A 14,852-nucleotide genomic window follows, 5' to 3' on the forward strand; every position below is an offset into this window, starting at 1 on the left:
AACCGACATCGTGGGAACCGCGCAAGACATCCGGCGGCGGCTCAAGGGAGCGACTTCAAATAGCGAATGCTGCGTCCGGCACTCACCGCCTGCGCTGCATGCGCGATGGCATTCGCATCGAGCCCGTGGTGACGATAGAGGTCTGAAATCGTGCCGGTCTGGCCAAAATGCTCGACTCCCAGAGCCTTGACGCGATGTCCATAGACGCCACCGATCCAGGCGAGCGTCGCGGGGTGACCATCGATCACGGTGACGATCCCGCAATCGCGCGACAGCGGCGCCAGCAGACGCTCGATGTGGCTCGTCGCGTCGACCGTTCCGCGCTGCCGGGCACGTTCCGCGGCCTGCCAGCCCGCATTGAGACGGTCCGCGGATGTAATCGCCAACAGCCCGACATCGCGCCGGTCTTCCGCGAGAAGACCCGTCGCGGCAATCGCTTCCGGCGCGACGACGCCCTGGTAGGCGATGATAACGCTGGCGTTCGGTCCAGGCGGGCGCAGCCAGTAGGCGCCATTGACGATGTCGCTGGCCAGATCCGCGTTCATCGCGCGCAAGGGTTGTTCCAAGGGGCGGGAGGACAGGCGAAGATAGACCGATCCTCCGGTCTGATCGCGCAGCCAGCTTGTCTCGTCCGGGTCCCCCTCGCCATCACGCTGCATGTAGTCAAAGGCAAAACGCATGATCGCAGACAACTCGTCGACGAAGGCCGGCTCGAAGGCGCAAAGACCGTCCTGCGCCATGCCGATCAGCGGTGTACCGATCGACTGGTGTGCGCCGCCTTCAGGGGCTAGTGTCACGCCGGAGGGCGTGGCGACCAGCATAAAGCGCGCGTCCTGGTAGCAGGCGTAGTTCAATTGATCGGCCGACCGGTAGATGAAGGGATCATAGACCGTCCCGATCGGCAGCAGCCGAGCGCCATTGATCGAATGCGAGAGGCCGAGCGCCCCGAGCATGGTCATGAGATTGGCCTCGGCGATACCGAGTTCCAGATGCTGCCCCTTCGGCCCGAACTCCCAGGCAAAGGTCGAAGGGATACGTTCGGCCTTGAACGTGTCCGCCATCGTCTCCCGGGCGAACAGGCCCCGCCGGTTGACCCAGCCGCCGAGGTTGGTCGAAACCGTCACATCGGGCGAGGTGGTGACGATCCGTTCGGCCAGCGGCGTCTGCTCGCGGGCGATGTCATTCAGGATCTGGCCAAAGCCCATCTGGGTCGAAAGTGGCTTGCCCGGCTGGCCCGGTGACGGAAGAGTGTCGGGAACGGGCACAGTGGGCGCCGAAAGCCGCCTGCGCCCCTCGCTGAAGAACGGCACCTTCGCGAAAAAGGCGTCAAGTTCGGCTTCCGGCAGGGTTGCGGCCGCCCATTTGTCCCACTCGTGGCCAGGCTGGACGCCCATCTGTTGGCGGAAGCCCTGCAGTTGGGCCGTTGTCATCTGGCCCGCATGATTGTCCTTGTGCCCCGCAAGCGGCAAGCCGTAGCCCTTGATCGTGTAGCAGATGAAGCAGACCGGGCGATCATGCTGTGACGCGGCCTCGAATGCATCCAGCAGGCTCGGTATGTCATGGCCGCCAAGATTGGTCATCAACGCGTGCAAAGCGTCGTCGGAGCGGCGTTCGATCAGGGCCGTGACGGCCCCCTGATCGCCGACCTCGTCGAGCAGCCGCTTGCGCCAGGCAGCGCCGCCCTGAAAGGTCAGTGCCGAGTAGAGCTGGTTCGGACAGCGTTCGATCCAGTCTCGCAGTGTCGCGCCGCCCGGCTCTGAGAAGGCGGCCTCCTGCAAAGCGCCGTGGCGCAGGATCACCACATCCCATCCAAAGCTGTGGAATATCTGCTCGAGCCGCTGCCAAAGGCCCTCGCGGATCACGGCATCAAGCGACTGGCGGTTATAATCCACGATCCACCAGCAGTTCCGGAGCCCGTGCTTCCAACCTTCGATCAGCGCCTCATAGATATTGCCCTCATCCATCTCGGCATCGCCGATCAGACTCACCATACGGCCCTCGGGACGGTCCTTCATCCAGCCATGTGCCGAGACATAGTCCTGCACCAGCGAGGAAAACAGCGTCTGCGCGACGCCAAGCCCTACAGAGCCGGTCGAAAAATCGACATCGTCCACGTCCTTGCTCCGCGAGGGGTAACTCTGCGCGCCCTTGTAGCCGCGAAAATTCATCAGCTTCTCGCGGGTCTGATTGCCGGCGAGGTACTGGAGCGCATGGAAGATCGGTGCGGCATGGGGCTTGACCGCTACACGGTCCTGCGGGCGCAGAGCCGCACCGTAAAGCGCGGTCATGATCGTGCTCAGCGAGGCGGAGGAGGCCTGATGACCGCCGACCTTGATCTCATCGCCCTCGCGGACATGGTTGGCGTGATGGATCGTCCAGGCCGCAAGCCAGGAGACACACCGTTCGATTTGGTTCAAATAGACAATTTTCGATGCCATCCAATTCCCCCGCAATTGATGCGTCGTATCGGTGCTTTCTGTTAGGGCTGTCGTCACAGATCTAACCTCAGCACGCCGGTTGCGCGCGATATGCACGGAATGAACCGATGTGTCCGAGCGTCCTTGGACAGGACAGCATCCCGATGGATCGGCTGCCCTTCCAGAATTCCGCATTCGCAGGTCCCGCAAACCCCGTTCTCGCACGACGCCATGAGCAGTACGCCAGCGGCGCGCAACGCTGCCAATGCCGAGGTATCGGCCGCGACAGAAACCGCTGTCCCGTCGCGAAGGGTGATCGTGAAAGGTTCGGGTGGCCCATCGTCGTGTTCCGGCGGCTGAAAAGCCTCGAAATGCACGGTCCCCTCCGGCCAGTGGGGGCTCGCCCGGTCCACGGCCGCCATGAAACCAGGCGGACCGCAATAATAGAGCTGTGCGTCGGAGGAACGCGTCGACAGCAGGGATTCAAGATCCTGCCTGGTCTCCGGCTCGTCGTCGACATGCAGCCACACGGTGCTGGGGTCGAGCTCCCGCTCGATGACCGACAACAGAGGCGCGAGTGCTCGGCTGCGGGTGAAGTAGTGCAGCTCGTACGGCTTGCCCTGCCGCTCCAGGGCGCGCGCCATTGCCAGGATCGGGGTGATCCCGATGCCTCCCGCCAGCAGCATGGTTGGCCCTTCGCGATGGGCAAGCGGAAAATGATTGCGAGGAGCAGAAACCGGGAGTGTGCATCCGGCGGCCACTGCCTCATGGATCCAGGCCGAGCCGCCGCGACCAACGTCTTCGCGCTTCACCGCGATTGTGTAGCGGCTCAGATCTGTCGGATCGCCGCAGAGCGAATACTGGCGCACTTTCCCATCAGGCAGATGAACATCGACGTGAGAGCCCGGTTCGAAGGGCGGCAGCAGAGGTTTGCGCGCATGCTTCAGGTCGATGACCAGGACCTCGCCTGGCTCTTTGCGGGCGGCGGTCACGGTCAGTTTCATGATGATGCGGGGCGAGGCCATATCGATTTACCCCTCAATTGGAAGAATCGGATCACCGGGGCGGATCACGCCGCCAACCTCGATCGCGCAGTTCAGGCCAGAGCGGTTCAGAAGCCCCTCGTAGAGACCGGGAATGCCGAGCAGTTGCTCGATATACTTGCAGGGAAAATTCATCCGCGCCGCCCGCAGGACGGTTTCCCCGATGCGAAAGCGCGTGCCGACCAGGTGCCCCAAGGGTACGCCGCGCGTGGTCAGGTTCCGCCGATGATCTTCGGGCGCGAGCTTGGCCTTGAAACCCGGAATCCTGGGCTCGCCCTGTGCCATGGCTTCAAGGACTTCGACCTCGATCAGCGTCACTTCGCGAACGTCGGGTTTCGGAGAGTAGGTCCCCGTTCCCAGATAGTACCGATCTCCGACAATGCCGCGCCCGGCAACGAGTTGTGCCTCCGTCAACTCTTCCATCTCGTAGGACGCCGCAGGTGCAACGTGGATGTGAAGCAGCGTGCCCTGCCAAGTCATGCATTGTCCTCCGAAACCATGGCCGCAGCCTGGTGAGAGCCTGGATTTAGGATCTCCACGGGCTCTCTGTTGCATCTCTGCCTCCGGCCCTTCGGCGAGGGAGTCACGCTGGATTGGGGCTGTTGCCCGAAAGCTTTGCCGGGGAACTGGTCTGATCAACAGTGCCAGTTTCTTGGTATTTTCCCAGTCCAGTACGGCTGAACATGGCTGGATGCTCATGGTCACAAGACCGGCTTGGTCATCGCCTGGCGCCAAAGCCACTGTCGCGGCCATCGGTCTCGGAGAATTATGCTTTCACCTGTTCGACAGCCTCCAGCAGAATTCGAACACCCTTCTCGATCTGCTGTATGCTCAAGGCGGAATAGCCCATGACCAGCCCGACCTGGTCAGCACGGCCTTCGCCCGTTTCGCAATCGTATAGGGGGGAAATGGAGTGTATGCCCACACCTGAGCGTCGCGCCTTTTCAATCAGCGGTGCTTCCAGGGCCCGTGACAGCTCCTTGAACCAGACGACAACGTGCAGCCCGGCATCGGCGCCCTCGATGGCGATCCGATCTCCGAATCGGTGTCGCAGGGCATTCAACAGGGTCCCCCGGCGCTCACCGTTCAGCCGGCGCACGCGGCGCACATGGCTTTCATAGGCGCCGCTCTCGATGAGCATGGCTAAAGCCTCCTGCTCGGCCACCGGAGAGTGCCTGTCCAGAAGTTGTTTGGCCCTCGCGAAGACGTCCTGTAATTCCGGGGGGACCACGAGATAGCCAATGCGCAGCATCGGCGAGAGCGTCTTGGAAATTGTGCCGAGATAAATTACAGAACCGCGGTCTTCCAGCTTGTGCAGCGGAGGCACCGGATTGATGTCGTAACGGTACTCGCTGTCGTAGTCATCTTCGATCACATAGGCGTCGTTGCGCCGCGCCCATTCCAGGAGCTGATGCCGGCGCGAGATCGGCATGACGCCGCCCAGCGGGAACTGGTGCGAGGGCGTGACATAGGCCAGCCGCGCCTCGACTCCTTTAAGTAACTCCGTCTTCATCCCATCCTCGTCGACAGCGACCGAGACAGGCGAGGCACCTGTGCTGGCAAAGACCTGGCGAGCCATCCTGTAGCATGGGTCTTCGATTACGAAGCGGTCGACGGGATCCAGCATCAGGCGCGCGCACAGATCGAGACCCTGCTGCGAGCCGCTGACGATGATGATCTGCTCGACGTCGCAGTTCAACGTTCTGGCGCGCCAGAGATAGCTCTGCAGCGCCTGGCGCAGGCGACGCGATCCGCGAGGATCATCATAGGCCAGCCGCACGGGACGTTGCGCCATCGCCACGTTCATGGCGCGCTTCCAGATCAGCGCCGGGAAATCGGACGGCGCCAGATCACCATAGCGGAAATCAATCTTCAGCGCGTTCGGCAAGTAATCCGGCCAGGGCGGACTGGCGCGCAGGCGCCCGCCGTATGCGGACAGTCTAACCGGGCCGGCTCGTTTCAAGCGCGCGCTGCTCGGGCTGTGTTCGAGCAGCGATGATGCAACGCGGGGTCGTGCGCCTTGTCGAACTTCGATGAAGCCTTCCACAGCCAGCTGCTCGTAAGCGACAGTGACCGTGGTTCGCGAAACGCCGAGCTCATTCGCCAAACTCCGGGAGGACGGCAAGTGACTGCCGGCTTCATAAACACCGCCAAGAATCTGGCCTCGAAGCGCCCTGTAAATCTGGCGCGCACCCATCGCGTGCTCACGGCCCGCAGAGCCGGGATCTTGAGACTGGACCATTTCAATCATCGCCAACTGGACATTTCATATAAACCAGTTTGAGCGCATTCTGCCGAAAATCCAAGAGGACACCAGAGACTGATGACCCGCACGACCTATCAAACTAAAATGCATGCTCCGGAGCAGTCGCAGAGCGACGCAGATCTCGGCTTCGCCACCCGCGCAATCCATTTTGGCTACGATCCGGTCGGATTTTCGAACGCAGTCCAGCCTCCGGTCTTCCTGACCTCCACATACGGCTTCGAGAGCGTGGCGGCCAATGAGGCTGCAGCCGCGCTCGGCGGCAGGCTTTATGCACGCGAATACAATCCAACGACGGAAATCCTCGAGAAACGGCTCGCCAATCTCGAAGGAGCCGAAGCAGGGCTGGTCGTCGCCTCGGGGATGGCGGCTTTCGGCACGCTGATCCTGTCGCTGCTGTCCCAGGGCGACGAACTCATCGTCCACAAGACGCTTTACGCGAACACGCTCGCCATGGTCGAACAGGCGGTCCCGCGTTTTGGCATCAAGGTCGTCGCGGTCGATCTGTCCGAGCCAAACAATCTCGATGGCGCGATCACTGACCGGACCCGGCTTGTGTTCTTCGAGACCCCGGTCAACCCGCTGAGCCGCATCCTCGACATCGCGGAAATCGCCGAACGCGCACACGCGCGCGGAGTAAAGGTGGCCGTGGACAGCACCTTCGCCTCGCCCGCGCTCCAGCGGCCGCTGGAACACGGTGCTGACATCGTGCTGCACTCGCTGACCAAATACATCAATGGCCATGGCGATGCCCTCGGCGGGGCAATCCTTGGTGACGCACAGACACTCAATACGCTGCACGAAACCGGCCTGCGCTACATCACCGGGGCGGCGCTGTCACCGCTCTCGGCGTTCCTGATCCTGCGCGGGCTGAAGACGCTCGCGCTCCGCATGGAGCGACACAGCGCGACGGCTCTTTCGACCGCGCAAGCGCTCGAGGCGCATCCTGCGGTGGCATGGGTAAGCTACCCGTTCCTCGGTACGCATCCCGATCAGGCGATTGCCCGAAAGCAGATGTGCCAGGGATCAGGCATGTTGGCTTTCGGCCTCCACGCCGGGTTCGAGGGCGCGCGCCGCATGATGGACCGGCTCAACCTGATAACTCGAGCGGTCAGCCTCGGTGACGCTGACAGCCTCATCTACCATCCGGCCAGTTTGACACGTGCCCGTAAAAGCATCCGCAAGGATGCTCATCTTGCCGATGGCGTCGGCGAGGACCTCATGCGTCTTTCTGTCGGTCTGGAAGACGCCGGCGACTTGATCGCCGATCTGAGGCAGGCGCTAGACCTGCTCTGATAAGCCGGTTCCCATCTCGCTTCCAACACTGGCGCTCAAGCAGAAACCTGGAGCAACGCAATGACATTCCTGAGCGGTCTTTCCGCATTCCCCATCACGCCGAGTGACCGTGACGGCCGCGTCGATACCAAGGCCCTGCGCAAGCTGATTACACGGCTTTGCACTGCCAAGGTCGATTCCATCGGCCTGCTCGGCAGCACCGGCACCTACATTTACCTCACGCGCGAGGAGCGGCGAGCTGCCCTGGCCGACGCTTTGGACGAAGCCGGTGGGCAGACGCCGGTCGTGGTAGGCGTGGGCGCGCTGCGCACCGACGAGGCGGTAAGGCTTGCGCAGGACGCCAAGGCCCTCGGCGCTGCCGCGGGGTTGCTCGCGGCTGTCTCATACACCCCGCTCACCGAGGACGAGGTGTTCGAACATTTCTCGACCGTGGCGCGCGAAGGTGGCCTTCCGATTGTCATCTACGACAATCCCGGAACGACGCATTTCCAATTCACTCCGACGCTTGTCGGCCGCTTGGCCAAGGTGCCGGGGATCGTCGGCATTAAGAATCCAACCGACAGAAGCAATGCGATCGAGAGCCATCTGGCTGGACAGAGGAGCATCGCGCCGGAAGGTTTTTCGATCGGCTACAGCGGCGACTGGAACGCCACCGAAGCCATGATCGCCGGAGCTGACACCTGGTACAGCGTGCTGGCCGGCATCCTGCCCGAGGTCTGCATGAAGATTGTCAAGGCGTCGCAGGCGGGCGATGCGGCTGGAGCACGCCGCCTCGACGCCGCATTGACGCCAATCTGGGATCTCTTCAAACAGTTCTCCAGCCTTCGCGTTGTCTATGTGCTCGCCGAATTGCTCGACATTTGCCGCACTGAGCCTCCGCGCCCGATCCTGCCGCTCTCTGCTGTAGCAAAGCGTCAGATCGTCGAGGCGCTGGAACGCCTGCCGGCGGGCACTTTCGATAAACCGTGAAACCGACCGACAGTGAAGGAACCTTCATGTATGTACCTCCACATTTCGACGAACCCAGCCAAGAGGCTCTCCACGATCTGATCGAGACGAGCGCGCTGGGCGTATTGATCACCCATGGCAGGAGCGGCCTCGATGCCAATCACATTCCCTTTGACCTCAATAGGTCGCAGGGTAAAAACGGCACCCTTCACTGCCACGTCGCACGTAACAACCCGGTCTGGCAGGACGTGTCGACCGGCGATGAGGTACTCGTCGTGTTCCGAGCGGCGGACGCCTATATCTCGCCGCAATGGTATCCGAGCAAGCAGGAGTTCCACCGACAGGTGCCGACCTGGAACTACCTCGTTGCACATGCATACGGACGGATCACGGTCCGCGACGACGAAAGCTATGTCCGTCACAATGTCTCCAGACTGACTCGCAGGCACGAGGCGACCCACCCCGTCCCATGGAAGATGGGTGACGCGCCCAAGGACTTTATCGACACAATGGTCAAGGCGATCGTCGGGCTGGAGATCGAAATCACCCGCCTTGTCGGCAAAACCAAGCTCAGCCAGAACAAGGAGGCCCGCGACATTCGCAATGCCGGCGAAATGCTGAACGCCCAAGGCGACCGGCGCCTAGGCGAAGCGATGCTTGCGGCCGCTGCCTGGAAGTCCGAACAGGGCTGAGGACGGGTAAGGGAAGCTTCCCCTCCTGGACGCGCAGACCCAATGATGCAAGCCGGCCAGCGCGCTGACCGAGCGCCGGTACGAGAGCAGGAACATCGGTACGGAGAGCAGAACGGCCTACCTGCGAGTTCTGTCAGCATCAATACCCGGCGGCCATGTCCACGAGGGAATGGAGCCCCCTGCAAACATCAGATGCCGCCCATGCAGAGGTATTTCATTTCGAGGTAGTCCTCGAGCCCGTGGCGGGAACCCTCCCGCCCGATGCCGGATTGCTTCACCCCGCCGAAGGGTGCCGCTTCCGATGACATGCGTCCCGTGTTGATGCCCACCATGCCATATTCCAGGGCTTCGGCCACACGCCAGACGCGCTGCAGGTTCGAGGCATAGAAGTAGGCGGCCAGGCCGTAGATCGTGTCATTTGCCTCGTGCACGACCTGATCCGCATCGTCGAAGCGAATGGTCGGGGCCAGCGGCCCGAATGTCTCTTCTTGCGCAATCGTCATCTCGCTGGAGATTTCGGTGAGGACTGTTGGTTGGAAGAATGTGCCGTCCTTGCCAACGCGTTTGCCCCCGCAGCGAATTGTGCCGCCTTTAGCGACGGCATCGGCGATATGCGATTCGATCTTGGTGAGCGCCTGCCTGTCGATCAGCGGGCCGACGGCGACACCAGAATCGAAACCGTCACCAACCTGGAGCTGGCGAACCCGTTCCACGAATTTGTCGACAAATTCATCGTGAACGCCCGACTGGACGTAAAGGCGATTTGCGGAAACGCAGGTCTGGCCGGCGTTGCGGAATTTCGCCTGGATCGCACCGTCGACAGCCGCATCGACGTCAGCATCGTCGAAGACGATGAAAGGCGCATTGCCGCCGAGCTCGAGACTGACCTTCTTGATCTGGCCCGAGCACTGGCGCATGAGCAGCCGGCCAACTTCGGTCGAGCCGGTGAAGCTGATCTTGCGGACCTTGGGGTTTGTACAGAGTTCGCGGCCGACGGCATCGCCTTCGGAAGCGTAGATGAGGTTGACCACGCCTTCGGGAAAGCCTGCCCGATGCGCAAGGGCGAACATTGCACCGGCAACGAGCGGTGTCTGTTCAGCGGGTTTCAACACGATCGTGCAGCCTGCCGCCAAGGCCGGCGAGATCTTGCGCGCCACCATGGAGGCCGGGAAATTCCAAGGCGTGATCGTGCCGACGACGCCGATCGGCTGCTTGATCACCAGCAAGCGACGGTCGGTCGACGGCGCTGAGATGGTCTCGCCATAGATGCGGTTGGCCTCTTCGGCGTACCATTGCAGATACGCCGCCGCATGCGACACTTCCGATTTGGCCTCGATAAGGGGCTTGCCCATTTCAGCGGTCAATATCGCGGCAAGGTCATCGGCGTGGTCGATGATGAGCTGATGCCAGCGCCACAGAACGTCGCTGCGCTCACGGGCCGTCAATGCCGCCCATCCAGGCTGCGCTTTATAGGCTTTGTCGATCGCGGCGCGCGTCTCCTCGACACCCATGTCGGGAAGCTCCGCCAGCACTTCGCCCGTCGATGGGTTGAGGACCTCAAATGTCCGCTCACTGACTGGTTTGCCAAGCGCCGGCAGGCGGTCAAGGCTGCCAAACAGGTCAGGAGATTTGAGGTGGCGGATCAAAGGCGGGAGCAGCGGCAATGTCGATTCCCCAAAAGGCTCTTGGCCTGTCCGGCCGGGTGGACATCTACTGCGCACGTGTGGCTTTTGCATAGGACCACCGCTCACGAAAAGTCGTGCGTCCCTTGCGCCGGGTGAACCAGTTGCGGGGAAGGGTTACGGCCAGCGTCCGACGATGCCGGCGAGGCCCAAACCGTCCGCCCGCGGCGGCGGCGGCCGCAGCCCCCACTTGCTCCAAACGATCGACTTCTCGTCGCCTTGGCTCGTAGCGCTTGCCTTATAGCCCCGTCCGTCTCGGGTATCGCATCGGGGCCGTAAGGCGTGTCGTAACGTGAAGCCCCAACGGGGTTCTGGACGATACATGAGGGGTTGCAGCCGCCGGTCAAACCGAGGCATGCAAATTTCTCGTTTTTGCTGGGCCGAACGCAGAAGTTTCGGTTATGAATCGGAACTGGCCTGAGGGCCTGCCCACATTGCAATTGTTACAAAGGAAAACGCATATGGCGACTGGAACGGTAAAATGGTTCAACAGCACCAAGGGATTTGGATTTATCCAGCCCGACAATGGCGGTCAGGATGTTTTTGTCCACATTTCCGCCGTTGAACGGGCGGGACTTTCGACCCTCGCTGATGGCCAGAAGATCAACTATGAAATCGAACAGGACCGCCGCACCGGCAAGTCCTCGGCTGGCAGCCTCAGCAAAGCTGGCTGAATTTTTTCCCCTGGCTCCTGTCAACAGCGGACAGACGCGGTCCGCTCGGATATACTGACGGTCGGCGATATAAGGGGAGAACAGGGCTCGACCGGTCGGCTTGAGCGGCAGGCTGCACCGGTCGAATTCCTGGGGAAGCCAAGCGGCCTGAAAGGGAGGGCGGGATAGACCCCGCCTTTTCATATTCCGGACATACGCAGATTATGCCAAAGGCAGCTGCGCGGCTCGGAACAAAGCTCGATTGCTGAAATCAAGCTGCGACGTTCTTGCGGGTCCGCTTTGCCGGCGCGGGCGTTTCCGGCTCTTTCGGTTTGCGGCCGAGCCCCATCGTCTTGGCCAATGCCGAGCGCGTAGCGGCGTAATTCGGCGCGACCATGGGATAATCCGCCGGCAGACCCCATTTGGCGCGATATTCGTCCGGCGTCAGCCCATAGTGGGTCGACAGATGGCGCTTTAGCGATTTGAATTTCTTCCCGTCCTCAAGGCAGATGATGTAGTCCGGTGTTAGCGACTTCTTGATAGGGACTGCAGGCTTGAACGCTTCCGGCTCTGCCGGGGAAACGCTGCCAGCCGTACCTTTCAGTGCCGCGTGAACCTGGCCAATCAGGGCAGGGAGATCACCTACCGGGACCGGATTATTCGAGACATAGGCTGAGACGACATCGGCGGTGAGCTCGATGAGGACGTTGATGTTGTTGTCGGCTTCTTCTGTCACGAAAAACTCCGGGTGGCTTGAAAGACAGTCGGCGAAGTGTTCGCTACATAATGGCGGTTGCCGCTGAAAGCAATAAAGCCCCTGGCAAGACTGTTGCGATGGTCGTCCTACACCGCGGTCAATAGCGACGTATCCGGACCGTCTTGCGTCGTATTGATCCGACCGCGGTTGGCGCATCCATGCTGGATGTGGCATGAGGAAGCGATCCTGACCTGAAACGCTGCCAAGCCTGTTCTCGATCTCTCTATTCTGAAGATCGGAATCGATCATTCGGAGAATTCCGGTCCGGCACGCTCGACGATAGCTCCCCCTGCCAGCAGAGCTGGCCGCATGTAATCCAGTAGAATCGGACTTGCCTGTGGGGCGGGTGTACTCCTATTCCTCTGCGACGATCTGGTCGAGACCAGGAACGATTGCACCGGGCACCCGGGGGCGCCAAAGCGCGGGCTCACGGGGAGAGGCTCCTGGTACTCAGTCGGATCGGGAAAAGCCGGGGGACTTCAGCTGCGCGTTCAGCTTCATCGTCGACCAGCGTTTCGCCCCGACGAGCTGCACCGCGACATTGCCGGAATGGGAGGGGAAGACGCCTCTGGCCAATCCTCGCCAAAAAAAGCCCGCCGGAACGAACCGGCGGGCGAGACGGGAGGAAACTCTTTTTGGTGAAATCAGGCCGCGAGAACGGCTTTCGGCTCGACCAGTTCGTAGCCGAGTGCTTCGGCCACAGCGCGGTTGGTGATTTTGCCCCTGTGGACATTGAGGCCGTTGCGCAGATGATGATCGTCGATTATCGCCTTCAGGCCCTTGTCGGCGAGCTGTAGCCCATAATGAAGCGTCGCGTTGTTGAGCGCATGCGCCGAGGTGACCGGCACGGCGCCCGGCATGTTGGCGACGCAGTAGTGGATGACACCGTCGACTTCGTAAGTCGGATCGGCATGGGTGGTGGCATGCGAGGTCTCAAAACAGCCACCCTGGTCGATGGCGACGTCGACCAGCACGGCGCCCTTCTTCATACCGGACAGCATTTCGCGCGAAACGAGCTTGGGTGCAGCGGCACCCGGGATGAGCACGGCGCCGACCACGATATCGGCCGAAAAACATTCTTCTTCCAGCGCTTCGACGGTTGAGTAGCGGGTGTGGACGCGGCCGGCAAAAATGTCGTCGAGCTGGCGCAGGCGCGGGATCGAACGGTCGATGATGGTGACGTCGGCGCCAAGGCCTGCCGCCATCCTGGCTGCATGCAGGCCAACGACGCCGCCACCGAGCACAGTGACCTTGCCGGGCAGCACGCCGGGCACGCCGCCGAGCAACACGCCGCGGCCGCCATTGGCTTTCTGCAACGCGGTGGCGCCGGCCTGGATCGACAGGCGGCCGGCGACTTCCGACATCGGCGCCAGCAGCGGCAGGCCGCCACGGTCGTCGGTCACGGTCTCGTAGGCAATCGCCGTGACGCCGGAGGCCAGCAGGCCCTTGGTCTGTTCCGGATCCGGAGCGAGATGCAGATAGGTGTAGAGGATTTGACCATCACGCAGCTGCACCCATTCGTTGGGCTGCGGCTCCTTGACCTTGACGATCATGTCGGACTTGGCAAACACGTCGGCGGCCGTCTTGGCAATGGTGGCGCCGGCGGCGCGGTAGGCGTTGTCGTCGGCGCCAATGCCAACGCCCGCTCCGGTCTCGACCAGCACTTCATGGCCATGGGCGACATATTCGCGAACCGAGCCTGGCGTGAGGCCAACACGGTATTCGTGATTCTTGATTTCTCGGGGGCAGCCGACGCGCATCTTTTTATCTCCTGATCCGGCCCTTTTGGGCTCGTTCCCTGTCTAAACCCAGTGAACCATGAATCGGCGCGCAGGTGTTTGCGAATACGCTTGCGCGAGAGGGTGCGCTTCGATAATCGTTGCGCAAAATGGCCAATTAGTCGCAGGAATCACGAAAAATGCCACTCGACAGGATTGATATCGCCATTCTCGGCTTTACAGACGATGGGGGAAAGAACCATGCTCGCCGGATTCAGTCCGGCTTGAACCAGTGCTCTGCATGACGGCTTGACAAAACGAGTGGGGCGATCGTGACGCGCTGCTGCAAAAACCACGGCTTGCCGACGATGTCCTGCTGTCCACCGGTCGCGACCTGTTTGCAGCGCAGCCATTAGATTGACTGAAGCACCGCCACTGTTGGCCGGCTGCATCCATCTGCAGCTTCTCCGCGCCAGCGTTTCACAACCGAAAAACCCGCCACTCCTAGGGGCAAGAGCGGCGGGCTTTTTGCAGAGCTACTCGAACTGAATACGCGTTCCCACTGACATTAGCTGTGGATAATTAAGGCAGCATTAACGTGCAAAATCGGGCCATCTAAATCGATCCGAATGCAACATATGGCGGGCTCGGAGGGTCCGGGCCCAAATCGCTGTCGCCGTCAAATCCGTAAGGCGCCAGCTATCAGAAAATCCGCGCTTGACGTTACGTAAGGTCCCGTGTTTTTCGCTGTGCGGGGAACGACTTAAAGTCTCGGTCCAGGGCGACGAAATGAGGGGCAGCAATGGTGGCTGGCGAACCAAACGACGTGCGCGTCAAACGCGCCGGTGGGGGATGGGTCGTTCATATTGTTGAGGACGGCAAACTGACAGTTCTTCGGTTCAAGACACAGTCTCCCGCCGAAAATTCCGCCGATGACCAACGAGCCAGGCTCGGCCTTGCTGGCAAGCCGCCGATTGACGAACGCTGATATCTACACCGGATTGAGGGAGACGTTGGATGGCTGGTGAGCCTTTGGCGCCGGCGGGAGAAACACATCGCCGAAGGGCCATTTCAATGCTGCTTGCGGCCGTTCGGCTGGCCATATTGGCGATGATGGTCGGCACCGCTGCCGACGCGGAAGACGACTATGTGGCCTGCTTGATCGACACGGCCGCAAAGATCATGAAAAGCCAGGTCGTCAAGGATCCGGCCGCGGCGCTGGAAAAAGCAGCAAGAATTTGCAAGCCGCCACCGCAAGTAACCTGAGACGGGGTCAAACACGCAAAATCACATTAGAGTCACCCAGCTATTCGCGCACCATGGAGACGCGGGACATTGCGCCATCTCACGAAAACCCGCTGTGGCGAAAGGCGAGCGGGCCTC

General features: G+C 61.4%; 14 protein-coding genes. 6 read left to right on the forward strand and 8 right to left on the reverse strand.

Annotated elements, in window-relative coordinates; translation table 11 throughout:
• Positions 1–41: 41 nt before the first annotated feature.
• The 4 genes from AC1D0N_RS27585 to pdxR form a co-directional block, all read right to left on the reverse strand.
• Positions 42–2,438, reverse strand: a complete 2,397-nt coding sequence (locus AC1D0N_RS27585) for a transketolase (protein WP_477249282.1) — start codon at positions 2,436–2,438, stop codon at positions 42–44.
• A 53-nt stretch (positions 2,439–2,491) separates the two neighbouring features.
• Entirely contained in the window at positions 2,492–3,442 is a 951-nt protein-coding gene (locus tag AC1D0N_RS27590; protein ID WP_477249284.1) for a PDR/VanB family oxidoreductase, read from the reverse strand.
• A gap of 6 nt (positions 3,443–3,448) precedes the next feature.
• A complete protein-coding gene (locus tag AC1D0N_RS27595; RefSeq protein WP_477249286.1) occupies positions 3,449–3,940 on the reverse strand; it encodes an MOSC domain-containing protein in 492 nt (163 codons plus the stop codon).
• Between the two features lie 286 nt (positions 3,941–4,226).
• Complete coding sequence (gene pdxR, locus AC1D0N_RS27600; protein WP_477249368.1) at positions 4,227–5,711, reverse strand: MocR-like pyridoxine biosynthesis transcription factor PdxR; 1,485 nt, start codon at positions 5,709–5,711, stop codon at positions 4,227–4,229.
• Positions 5,712–5,783: 72 nt separating this feature from the next.
• On the opposite strand from pdxR, the gene AC1D0N_RS27605 reads away from it, so the two are divergent.
• From AC1D0N_RS27605 to AC1D0N_RS27615, 3 genes are read left to right on the forward strand one after another with little or no spacing between them, the layout of a single operon-like run.
• Positions 5,784–7,019, forward strand: a complete 1,236-nt coding sequence (locus tag AC1D0N_RS27605) for a trans-sulfuration enzyme family protein (protein WP_477249288.1) — start codon at positions 5,784–5,786, stop codon at positions 7,017–7,019.
• Positions 7,020–7,079: 60 nt separating this feature from the next.
• Positions 7,080–7,988 (forward strand): dihydrodipicolinate synthase family protein, encoded by a 909-nt coding sequence (locus tag AC1D0N_RS27610; protein WP_477249290.1) that lies wholly within the window; start codon positions 7,080–7,082, stop codon positions 7,986–7,988.
• A complete protein-coding gene (locus tag AC1D0N_RS27615) occupies positions 7,985–8,659 on the forward strand; it encodes an FMN-binding negative transcriptional regulator (RefSeq protein ID WP_477249292.1) in 675 nt (224 codons plus the stop codon). The genes AC1D0N_RS27610 and AC1D0N_RS27615 overlap by 4 nt, the downstream gene beginning before the upstream one ends.
• Before the next feature lie 188 nt (positions 8,660–8,847).
• Here the strand turns inward: AC1D0N_RS27615 and AC1D0N_RS27620 are convergent, their stop codons facing one another.
• Positions 8,848–10,323 (reverse strand): NAD-dependent succinate-semialdehyde dehydrogenase, encoded by a 1,476-nt coding sequence (locus AC1D0N_RS27620; RefSeq protein WP_477249294.1) that lies wholly within the window; start codon positions 10,321–10,323, stop codon positions 8,848–8,850.
• A gap of 479 nt (positions 10,324–10,802) precedes the next feature.
• Here AC1D0N_RS27620 and AC1D0N_RS27625 point away from each other — a divergent pair, with 479 nt between their 5' ends.
• Complete coding sequence (locus tag AC1D0N_RS27625; RefSeq protein WP_023749661.1) at positions 10,803–11,015, forward strand: cold-shock protein; 213 nt, start codon at positions 10,803–10,805, stop codon at positions 11,013–11,015.
• A 250-nt stretch (positions 11,016–11,265) separates the two neighbouring features.
• Here the strand turns inward: AC1D0N_RS27625 and AC1D0N_RS27630 are convergent, their stop codons facing one another.
• The 3 genes from AC1D0N_RS27630 to AC1D0N_RS27640 form a co-directional block, all read right to left on the reverse strand.
• Positions 11,266–11,730 (reverse strand): Ros/MucR family transcriptional regulator, encoded by a 465-nt coding sequence (locus AC1D0N_RS27630; RefSeq protein WP_477249370.1) that lies wholly within the window; start codon positions 11,728–11,730, stop codon positions 11,266–11,268.
• Between the two features lie 665 nt (positions 11,731–12,395).
• Positions 12,396–13,511, reverse strand: coding sequence for an alanine dehydrogenase (gene ald, locus AC1D0N_RS27635; protein ID WP_477249296.1), 1,116 nt, complete (start codon positions 13,509–13,511; stop codon positions 12,396–12,398).
• 149 nt (positions 13,512–13,660) lie between these two features.
• Complete coding sequence (locus tag AC1D0N_RS27640; protein ID WP_477249298.1) at positions 13,661–13,921, reverse strand: hypothetical protein; 261 nt, start codon at positions 13,919–13,921, stop codon at positions 13,661–13,663.
• A 350-nt stretch (positions 13,922–14,271) separates the two neighbouring features.
• On the opposite strand from AC1D0N_RS27640, the gene AC1D0N_RS27645 reads away from it, so the two are divergent.
• Both AC1D0N_RS27645 and AC1D0N_RS27650 read left to right on the forward strand, forming a co-directional pair.
• Positions 14,272–14,457 carry a hypothetical protein gene (locus tag AC1D0N_RS27645; protein WP_258597415.1) on the forward strand — a complete coding sequence of 62 codons (186 nt, stop codon included), beginning with the start codon at positions 14,272–14,274 and terminating at the stop codon, positions 14,455–14,457.
• A gap of 122 nt (positions 14,458–14,579) precedes the next feature.
• A complete protein-coding gene (locus AC1D0N_RS27650; protein ID WP_477249300.1) occupies positions 14,580–14,735 on the forward strand; it encodes a hypothetical protein in 156 nt (51 codons plus the stop codon).
• Positions 14,736–14,852: the final 117 nt, after the last annotated feature.

The sequence above is a fragment of the Mesorhizobium sp. P2_E10 genome, assembly GCF_056404235.1.